Raw genomic sequence first — 9,933 nt, 5'->3', positions numbered from 1 at the left:
AGGCACGCGAGCGGCGCGCCATAACGCGCCCCCCGGATCACTTCTTCCCGCAAGCGCTGATCGAAGTAGCGTCGGTTCGACAAGCCCGTGAGCGGATCGGTCAGGCCGATACGCTTCAAACGCTCGCGATTCCACATGTTCTCGAGACACACCGCGACGACCGCGCCGAAACGTTCGATGAAATCGGTGGCCATCTCCGGCGCGAAGCGGCGCGCGTCGCGGCTACCCAGCGCGATCACGCCGAAATACCGGCCGTTGCGCGCCAGGGGCATCACCACGGCGCTGGCCGGCGGACGTGCCCCGAAGAGCGGCGCGTGGCGCTCGCGCGGCGCACCGATCCAAAGCTGCCCGTCGCCACAGACGGCCGCGAACGTGCCGGCATCCTGCGCAATGCACAGACCGGCGTCGAGTGCGCGAATGCCCTCGGCCGTATCGATGAGATCGCGCAGGGTGTCGTCGACCTCGGCGAGCATCAGCCGTACGCCCGACAGGTCGAAATCGTGACGCAGGCGATTGAGCACCACTTCCAGAAACTCGCCGAAGTCCGGGGCGCCCATGAGCGCCAACTCGATATCCTGGAATCGCTTTAGCGAACGCTCATTGCGCTGGACCGTCGCCAGCAGCGATTGCAAGGAGTCGAGCGTCGGTGCCTGGTTGGTTGCCACGTAAGGTCTCGAAAGACACGCGGCACTTCGCGGCCGCCTAGCGTGATCGCCCGGCATCGTGCCGTAGCGCCCCGGTATCGCGCTCGCACTGCGCGCCGAGAAACAAGTTCCGGGCAGAGACGCACACGTTGAACGCATTCGCCGAACCCGATGGTGAGGCCATGACGACGCCGGTTATCCGACTGTCATTAATTAGCCGTTAACGGCACGCCCCCCACCGGAGTGAAGGGTAGCAGAATCGAATCTTGCCAGACGTGAAATCGAGCCGTCACGCGGCCCTCCCACACCCTAGGGAAAATACTTAGTTCACCCCAACGTCATGCGGCAGCGCATCAAAACACTCGCTGCGGCTCAGGACGTCGTCCGGGCGATCGGCCGGCCATCGCGCCAAGTCGCAGTCGACGGCAACCCATCGCCTTCATGGTGCATCAGCAAAATCGTTGACAGTCGGTGTCGCGAGCCCGCAACGCGCCCGCCACCGCTCGCGTTGCGCCCGCGCCACATGACATTGGCCCGCATTCGGCTTGTGCGCGTGTCTTTGCGTCGTCGACGCGTGGCTGCCGACGGGGCCGATACGCCGGACGCACTGTCCGGATATGAGATTCCGATATTGGGAAACCGGTCGTCCGGAACGCATGCATACCTATCGCAACGCAGCGAAAAATCTTCGAAAACTGGCGTAGATCAACAATCCCAATGTTTCCCTGCTTGACACCTTCCCACCTTTCCCGTAAAAAAACGAATGCATGAACGTTGTATGGCGAGTCTTGTGTTCATCTAATGTCGCCCTAGCGTCGCCTCGGTTGTACCTGATCAGCTTTAATGTCATGCGCTCACTGAGCTTCTGGCTCGCTCATTTGAAAACTTTAAGGATTTAAGAAATGGCAACTGGTACCGTCAAGTGGTTCAACGACGCCAAGGGTTTTGGTTTTATTACGCCGGACGAAGGTGGTGAAGATCTCTTCGCTCACTTCTCGGAAATCCAGTCGAAGGGCTTCAAGTCGTTGCAAGAAAACCAGAAGGTCACCTTCGAAGTGAAGATGGGACCGAAGGGCCGTCAAGCCAGCAACATCCAGCCGGTCTAAGCGACGGATGTTTCGCTGCTGATCGCTTAACGCGATCGACGCGTCTCGGGCAGGGTTAAACTAGCCCGCCCGAACTGAAAACCCCGCTCTCGCGGGGTTTTTTCGTTTCGCTCGACCGGCGCGTCAGCGCCGCGTAATCACGCCGCGCGTGGCTTCACCCGACTCGCGGCTTCGAGCGCGTGACGACGGGCCACCTCCAGATCGTTGTCGTACGCCAGCGCCACCCCCATACGACGCTTCACGAAGCTCTCCGGCTTGCCGAACAGACGAATATCGGTGTGCGGCACCTGGAGCGCCTGATCGACGCCGTCGAACACAATGCCCGCCGCATCCACGCCACCATAGATGACCGCGCTCGCCCCTGGCGTCTTCAGCGTGGTGTCGACCGGCAAGCCGAGAATCGCCCGCGCATGCAGTTCGAACTCGTTCTGCCATTGGGTAATCATCGTGACCATGCCCGTATCGTGCGGACGCGGACTGACTTCGCTGAACCACACCTCATCCCCTTTGACGAACAGTTCGACACCGAAGATGCCCTGCCCCCCAAGGTTGTTCGTCACCTCGCGCGCCACCACGCGCGCACGCTCGAGCGCCACCGACGACATCGGATGCGGCTGCCAGCTCTCGACATAATCGCCGCTCACCTGCTTGTGGCCGATCGGCGCGCAGAAGTGCGTTTCGACCTGGCCGTCGGCGCCACGTGCGCGCACGGTCAACAGCGTTATTTCGTAGTCGAAATCGATGAAGCCTTCAACGATGATGCGGCCGTGACTCACGCGGCCACCGGCCATGGCGTAGTCCCACGCCGCCTTCACGTCGTCGGGGCCGTCGATCTTGCTCTGTCCCTTGCCCGAACTGCTCATCACCGGCTTGACAATGCAGGGGTAGCCGATCCCGCTATCGATGGCCGCTTGCAGTTGTGCCAGCGAATCGCAGAATTGATACGGGCTCGTCGGCAAACCAAGCGTCTCGGCCGCCAGACGGCGAATGCCTTCGCGATCCATCGTCAGACGCGCGGCACGGGCCGTGGGAATGACGCGAACGACACCGTCGGCCTCCAGCGCTTCGAGCATCGGCGTGGCGATGGCTTCGATTTCGGGCACGACGAGATCCGGCTTCTCGGCTTCGATCAGCGCCTTGAGCTGCTCGGGATCGGTCATCGCAATGGTGCGCGCGTGATGCGCCACCTGCTGCCCCGGCGCATTTTCATAACGATCGACGGCAATCGTCTCGACGCCAAGACGCTGCAGTGCGATCAGCACTTCACGGCCGAGTTCGCCGGCGCCCAACAGCATGACCTTCGTCGCGCTCGGCGACAGCGGTGTTCCGATAGTGGTCATGGGTGACCTTTGGAGAGTGAGAAATCTGGCGCGTCGACGCCCTTTGGCGTCGTACGCGAAAGTCGTATTGTAGCGAGCATGAACGGCAACGCGGCATCAAACCAGCGCGCCACGCAGCACGCGACGGCAGCTTGCGACCATGCACGCATCGGTCTCCTGGTAGCCCATGAGCACCCAGGCGGTGCCGGCGTGGGTCATGGCGCCCACTAGCGCCAGGCCCACGATTCTTGCTTGGGCTTGCGCGTCCTCACCGAGGGGCGGCGGCGCGTCGGCCATTCCCAGGATCAGCCTCGCGAATTCGAAGATGTAGCGCTGATAGATCTGGTCCGTCTCCGGACTCACGCCCATCACTTCGAGCAGCAAGACGCGCGCCGCTGGCGGATGGCGCAAGAACGCGAAAAAGGTATGCAGACCTGCATCGAGCCGGGCATCGAGGGTCGGTGCGCTCGCGGCAATGGCGGCCTGCAACCGGTCGACCAGCGTTTGCGCGTGATGGGCATACGTCGCGCGCAACAATTGCTCCAGGTTCTCGAACGCCGCGTAAAAGTACCGGTCGTTGAGCTTGGCCAGACGGCAGACCGAGCGCACCGTGGCGCGGCGAAAACCCACCGTGCCGAAGACTTCCGTGGCGGCGTCGAGCAGCGCCGCACGGCGCGCCTGCTCTCGCTGCGCCTGCCCCACGCCACCGTAGCGCCGTCCGGGCGTCGCCCCGGGCGGTGTCGCGTCCGTGCCGACCGGTGCCGATGCCGATGCTGTCGACGCGGTATCCCTCGATTCGAGTCCTTGTTCCATTTCGCTATTTGACATCACTCGGACGCAAAACTAAAGTGGTGACACGTATCACCACATTATAGGCAGCGCGATGCCCGTAGCCAAACGGCCTATCGACGCGGCGCCGATGGGAGACAGCACCATGAAGACATTCACGGACAAGGTGGCGGCCATCACCGGCGCAGGCTCCGGCATGGGCCGTTCGTTGGCGCTTGAGTTGGCGCGGCGAGGGGCGCATCTCGCGTTGTCCGATATCGACGAAGCGGGCGTGACGGACACTGCCATCGCCTGCCGCGCCTTCGGCGTGCGCGTCACATCGCAACGGCTCGATGTGGCCGACCGAGAGGCCGTCTTCGACTGGGCCCGCGAGGCCGCCGCCGCGCACGGCAAGGTCAATCTCATCTTCAACAATGCCGGTGTCTCTCTTTCGGTGCCGGTCGCGACCGCACGCCACGAAGATTTCACATGGCTGATGGACATCAACTTCTGGGGCGTCGTGCACGGCACGCAGGCATTCCTGCCCTACCTGAGCGCGTCCGGCGACGGCCACGTCGTCAATACGTCCAGCCTGTTCGGCCTCATTGCGATGCCAACGCAATCCGCCTATAACGCGAGCAAGTTCGCGGTACGCGGGTTCACCGAAGCGCTGCGCATGGAGCTCGATCTGGCGAATGCCCCAGTGTCCTGTACCTGCGTGCATCCGGGCGGCGTGGCGACGAAAATCGTGCAGGCCTCGCGCATCGATGACAGCATTGCCGCGCTCACCGGCGTCGATGCACTCACACACCGGCAACGTGCGAACCAACTCATCGACGTGACGAGTGCCGACGACGCCGCGCGGCAAATGCTCGCAGGCGTCGAGCGCAATGCGCGGCGCGTGCTCGTGGGCCCCGATGCGCGCCGCGTCGACAAGCTGGCCCGCCTGCTGGGTGCGCGCTATCAAGGCATGGTCGTGTGGTTCTACCGGCGCACGGCCATGTCGCGCAGACCTTCGTCGAACAAAGGCCGCGCGACAACGCGCCCCACCACGCCCCAATAACGGACGACGGCCGAAGGACATCGCGATGAACACCCACACCACAGCCACCGATATCGCCAGCGCCGCCACGGATCTCGACGTCATCGTGGTTGGCGCCGGGCTCTCCGGCATTGCCGCCGCGCATTACCTGAGCGAGCGCTGCCCGGGCACGCACTTTGCCATGCTCGAAGCGCGCCAGTCGCTGGGCGGCACATGGGACCTCTTCCGTTACCCTGGCGTACGCTCGGACTCCGACATGTTCACGCTGGGCTTCAGCTTTCGCCCCTGGCCAAGCGACCAGGCGATTGCCGAGGGCGGCAAGATCCTCGACTACCTCAACGACACCGCCCGCGCAGAGGGCCTGGACGCTCGGATCCGCTACGGCCACAAGGTGCTTGAAGCCCGCTGGGATTCGAGCATCGCCCGCTGGACGCTGGACATCGAACGCACGCACGCCGACGGCGCTCAGGATACGCAATCGCTCACGTGTCGCTTTCTCTTCATGTGCAGCGGGTACTACGCCTACGACGCCGGACACACGCCGACGTGGCCGGGCACGGACACCTTCACCGGCACCGTCGTCCATCCGCAGCATTGGCCGGCCGATCTCGACTATCGCGACAAGCGCATCGTCGTCGTCGGCAGCGGCGCCACCGCCGTGACACTGCTGCCGAGCCTGGCGGCAACGGCGGCACACGTCACGATGCTGCAACGCTCGCCAAGCTATATCCTGTCGATGCCGCAGCGCGACGGCGTTGCCGAACGGCTGCGCGCGTGGATGCCGGCGCGCGTTGCACATCGCATCGTCCGCATGAAGAACGTGCTCATTGCGCTCGGCTTCTATCAGGCGGCGCGACGCTGGCCGCATGCCATCCGCCGCGTGCTGATCCGGCGCGCGGCGCAACAGGTGCAGGGTCATGCCGACGTCGCACGCGATCTCACGCCGCGCTATCAGCCTTGGGATCAACGGCTTTGTCTCGCGCCGGGCGGCGATATCTTCAAAGCACTGCGCGGTGGACGAGCGGCCATCGTGACCGACGAGATCGCGTCGTTCACACCACGCGGGCTGGCACTCAAGAGCGGCAAGACGCTCGACGCCGACATCGTCGTGACGGCCACCGGCCTGCGCGTACAACTGATGGGGGGCGCGCGCCTGCGGGTCGACGGCAAACCGGTGGATCTCTGCGACGCGGTCGCCTACAAGGGCATGATGTACAGCGACGTGCCCAATCTCGCGTCGATCTTCGGTTACACCAACGCATCGTGGACGCTCAAGGCCGAGCTGATTGCGCAATACGTCTGCCGCCTCATCAATCATATGAACGCACACGATGTCGACACCTGTGTGCCGCGCCTGCGCGAAGGCGAGCATGGCGAGTTGCCGGCCATTGGCCTGACGTCGGGCTATATTCAGCGCGCCGCGGGCGTGCTACCGAAGCAAGGGCGGCGCAAGCCGTGGGTGTTCTATCAGAGCTACCTGCGCGATCTTCGACTGATGCGCTGGGGCAGCGTCGACGACGGCGCCATGCGCTTCGAGCGTCGCGCCACGCGCTCGGTCGCCCAGGCCACAACGACGCGCGCTTCCGATACGTCGAGTGCAGTGGCCACCGCAGCGCGTTAGTGCGCGTCCTTCGACGACGTCTCGCAAGACATGCGGCGCCCGATAGCCACCCCATGCCGCGCGTTGCTACGATGCGGCCTAACTTAACTTGCCTGCGGATCCACTCGACACTATGCTCATCGTCTACTTGCTGGGTTGCCTGGCCATTGCGATTGCCGCCGTGGTGTTCGTGCTGAGACGCTTCACGTGCCGCGTCGAGCGTCGCGCCGAGGCGGCCGTGCCACCGGACGGCCAATATCTCGACATCGATGGCGACCGCCTGCACTACGTCGACATCGGGCGTGGACCGGCCATCGTGTTCATCCACGGCCTTTGCGGCCAGTTGCGCAACTTTGCCTATCTGCCGCTGGAGACGCTGGCCCGAACCCATCGCATCGTACTGATCGACCGTCCAGGGTCTGGCTACTCGACGCGCAACGCGCTGCGCGACGGCGGCCTCACGTCACAGGCGAACGCGGTCGCGCGCTTGATCGACGCGCTCGCGCTCGACCGGCCGCTGGTCGTGGGGCACTCACTGGGCGGCGCAATAGCGCTCACGCTGGCGCTCGACCATCCGCAGCGAGTGGGGGCGCTCGCGTTGATCGCCCCGTTGACGCAACCGGTGTCCGACGTGCCGGCACCGTTTCGGTCGCTTGCGATTCGCAGTGCCGGGTGGCGTCGCTGGATCGCGCGCACGCTCGCAGTGCCTGTCGGCATGATGACGGGCCGCACGACGCTCGCCTATGTCTTCGGCCCGGAAGACGCGCCAAAGGACTTCCTCATTCGCGGTGGTGGCGTGCTCGGCTTTCGTCCCGGCAACTTCGAGGCCGGCTGCGCCGACGTGCTCGCCGCCGAACGCGACATGCCGGGCCTCGCCGCACGTTACGCCGCGTTGACCGTGCCCGTCGACATTCTCTACGGGCGCCGCGACCGCATCCTCGACGTCCGCGTGCATGGCGAAGCGATGCCGCCGCTCAGCGAACGCGTTCGCCTGACGCTCGTCGATGGCGGGCACATGTTGCCCGTGACACAACCGGAAGCGACTCTGCAATGGTTACACGACGTCGTTGCACGAATGCCCGCGCAGCAAGCACCGCAATACGGCGTCGCCCAACCGATGGCACACTAGGGACTTTCCGATTTCGCGCGGCGGGTGCGCGCACGTCTCATGTCCGATCGTCCTGAAGTCCCCCGCGGACCGTCCAGCTTGCGCATGGCCGCCAGTCTCGTCACGCTGCGCGAGCGCGCAAGCGGCATGGAAGTCTTGTTGCTCCGCCGCGCCGTTCGGGCGAACGACCATAGCTCCGATGCGTACGTCTTCCCGGGCGGCGTCGTCGATGCGGCCGATGCGTTCGGCCACGCCGCCTGCGACGGACTCGACGACGCCACTGCCAGCCAACGCCTGTCCCTCACGCACGGCGGCCTCAATTACTACGTGGCCGCCATACGTGAATGCTTCGAGGAAACCGGCGTGTTGTTTGCCGACGATGTCTCGGGCATGCCGGTCGACGCAGCTCGCCTCGTCGCCATGCGCGCGCAACGCGATGCGCTGCATGAGGGGCGGATCGATCTCGTGTCGCTGTGCCGATCGTTCGGCGTCAGGCTCACACCGGAACGTCTGCACTATCTGAGCCACTGGGTCACGCCTTTGGGTCTACCGAAGCGCTTCGATACGCGATTCTTTCTGGCGATGCTGCCCGCGGGTCAGCAGGTGGAAGTCGACCAGGTCGAGACGGCGGCGCACCGCTGGATGCGCCCCCAATATGCGCTCAAGCATGCCGATCAACTTCGGCTGTTGCCTCCCACACGCAAGCTGCTGCAATGGCTGGACGGTCTCGGCACGGCGGATGCTGCCATGGCGGCCGCCGGGGCGCTGGCGGCGGTGCCACGCATTCAACTGCGACTGGCCACCGGCAAGCGCGGCCGCTGGCCGGTCACGCCCGACGAGCCCGCGTGGGCCGAACTGACACTGACCGATCCCCATGAACTTGGCACCGGCAGCTACGACATCGTGCCTGGGCGTAGCGTGACGCTGATGCCGGGCGTGCTGCGTCTCACCGCCCCGAATCCCGGCATGATGACTGGCCCCGGCACGAACACGTACCTCCTGGGCGGTGGGCCCGACAATGCGTGGGCCGTCATCGATCCGGGCCCGGATGATCCGGCGCACGTCGACGCGATTCTCGCCGCGGCGCCCGGCACCATCCGGCAGATCTTCGTGACGCACACTCACCGCGATCATTCGCCGGGGGCGCGCCGACTAAAGGCGACGACGGGCGCAACGACCTACGGCATGCGCGCGCGTCACGACGAGGGGCAGGACGCGGCGTTCATCCCTGACGTGGCGCTCGCCGATGGCGATGGGGTGCCCTTGCCGGATGGCCGAATCTTGCGGGTCATTCATACGCCGGGGCATGCGGCCAATCATCTGTGCTTCGGACTGGACGACGCGTCGCTTGTCTTCACTGGCGATCACGTCATGCAGGGTTCGACGGTCGTCATCAACCCGCCTGACGGGCATATGGCGACCTATCTGGCGTCGCTCGAGAAGCTTGCGGCACTTGCGCCTGCGTGGCTCGCGCCGGGACACGGCTTCGTGATGGATCGGCCGGCGCAGCGGATTGCGCGGCTCATGGCGCATCGACTCGCGCGCGAATCGCGCACGCTCGAGGCGCTTGCGCAAATCGGCCCGGCCACGCTCGACATGCTCATTCCGGTGGTCTACGCCGACGTGCCCCTGGCACGTCACGCAGTGGCGCGACGCTCGCTGCAGGCGCATCTGGAGAAGCTGGCGGAGGATGGCCTCGCGGCGGTGTCGCCAGACGCGCGGTGGCGGCGTGTCGGAACGATGGCGGCAGGGTGACGCCTACTGGCGTGGGTCGACGTCAGTCGTAGGCGTCGCCGATCAACTCGTCTACGATGCGTTCCCCCGCCTTGCGCCCGGCCATTTCGGCGTCGAGGCGATTGTCGCGATGCCCGTCGGGGGATCGCACCTCCGGCCCATCCGGCTTGCCGTGCCGGATGACCTGGACCAGGGAGTCCCACGGTCCCGCGTACTCATTCTGAAAGGCCCGCACGCGAATCTGATAACCCGCGCGATAGTCGTAGACCTGCTCGTGCGATGCATAGCTCATGACGGACTCCGCTTGTCTTGAAAACGCCCTGCTCTGCTAAAAAGCGTAGCATCTTCACGATTCGTCGGCCACATAGAGGTTTGGCTCCAAACGAGAGAACAATGCCGTGAACCGGCGAAAAAAAACCCACCTGAGCGAGGTGGGTTTCGAAGCCGGGACGCATGGGGCACCATGACACGCCCGGGAAGACAGGGTCATGCGAACATGACGAGCCCATTATGGACGGACGTGCTCCCTCAGAGTGCGTGTGCCGTGAGTGGAATTAGACATAGATCAAATGTTGCGATATTGAGCGAGTCGTGAGGGATGCGTCGGCGGAT

9 protein-coding genes are annotated in these 9,933 nt (G+C 64.7%); 5 read left to right on the top strand and 4 right to left on the bottom strand.

Annotated elements, in window-relative coordinates:
- Positions 1-665, bottom strand: a 665-nt coding sequence (locus A985_RS28460; protein WP_017232340.1) for a DUF484 family protein, incomplete at its 3' end; no start/stop codon positions are given.
- Positions 666-1,546: 881 nt separating this feature from the next.
- Here A985_RS28460 and A985_RS0105160 point away from each other — a divergent pair.
- Complete coding sequence (locus A985_RS0105160) at positions 1,547-1,750, top strand: cold-shock protein (RefSeq protein WP_017232339.1); 204 nt, start codon at positions 1,547-1,549, stop codon at positions 1,748-1,750.
- 137 nt (positions 1,751-1,887) lie between these two features.
- On the opposite strand, the gene purT is transcribed toward A985_RS0105160, so the two are convergent.
- Together purT and A985_RS0105150 are read right to left on the bottom strand one after the other, a co-directional pair.
- A complete protein-coding gene (gene purT, locus A985_RS0105155; RefSeq protein ID WP_017232338.1) occupies positions 1,888-3,090 on the bottom strand; it encodes a formate-dependent phosphoribosylglycinamide formyltransferase in 1,203 nt (400 codons plus the stop codon).
- A 96-nt stretch (positions 3,091-3,186) separates the two neighbouring features.
- Complete coding sequence (locus tag A985_RS0105150; protein WP_083902198.1) at positions 3,187-3,897, bottom strand: TetR/AcrR family transcriptional regulator; 711 nt, start codon at positions 3,895-3,897, stop codon at positions 3,187-3,189.
- Positions 3,898-4,003: 106 nt separating this feature from the next.
- Between A985_RS0105150 and A985_RS0105145 the strand changes: the two genes are divergently transcribed.
- The 4 genes from A985_RS0105145 to A985_RS0105130 all read left to right on the top strand — a co-directional run bounded on the left by A985_RS0105145 (position 4,004) and on the right by A985_RS0105130 (position 9,342).
- The gene (locus tag A985_RS0105145) at positions 4,004-4,900 is read left to right on the top strand and encodes an SDR family oxidoreductase (RefSeq protein WP_017232336.1); all 897 of its coding nucleotides are present in this window, start codon (positions 4,004-4,006) and stop codon (positions 4,898-4,900) included.
- 25 nt (positions 4,901-4,925) lie between these two features.
- A complete protein-coding gene (locus A985_RS0105140) occupies positions 4,926-6,500 on the top strand; it encodes an NAD(P)/FAD-dependent oxidoreductase (RefSeq protein WP_017232335.1) in 1,575 nt (524 codons plus the stop codon).
- A 112-nt stretch (positions 6,501-6,612) separates the two neighbouring features.
- The gene (locus A985_RS0105135; protein WP_017232334.1) at positions 6,613-7,608 is read left to right on the top strand and encodes an alpha/beta fold hydrolase; all 996 of its coding nucleotides are present in this window, start codon (positions 6,613-6,615) and stop codon (positions 7,606-7,608) included.
- A 39-nt stretch (positions 7,609-7,647) separates the two neighbouring features.
- Positions 7,648-9,342: an MBL fold metallo-hydrolase gene (locus A985_RS0105130; RefSeq protein ID WP_026131671.1), complete on the top strand. Its 1,695-nt coding sequence runs from the start codon at positions 7,648-7,650 to the stop codon at positions 9,340-9,342.
- A 22-nt stretch (positions 9,343-9,364) separates the two neighbouring features.
- Here A985_RS0105130 and A985_RS0105125 read toward each other — a convergent pair whose 3' ends face one another.
- Positions 9,365-9,613, bottom strand: coding sequence for a hypothetical protein (locus tag A985_RS0105125; RefSeq protein WP_017232332.1), 249 nt, complete (start codon positions 9,611-9,613; stop codon positions 9,365-9,367).
- Between the last annotated feature and the right edge of the window lie 320 nt (positions 9,614-9,933).

Origin of the sequence: Pandoraea sp. B-6 (assembly GCF_000282835.1) — a bacterium.
Classification (GTDB): Bacteria; Pseudomonadota; Gammaproteobacteria; order Burkholderiales; family Burkholderiaceae; genus Pandoraea; species Pandoraea cepalis.
Note: the sequence above shows the minus strand (reverse complement) of the source record. Positions and strands in the feature narration are given on the sequence as shown.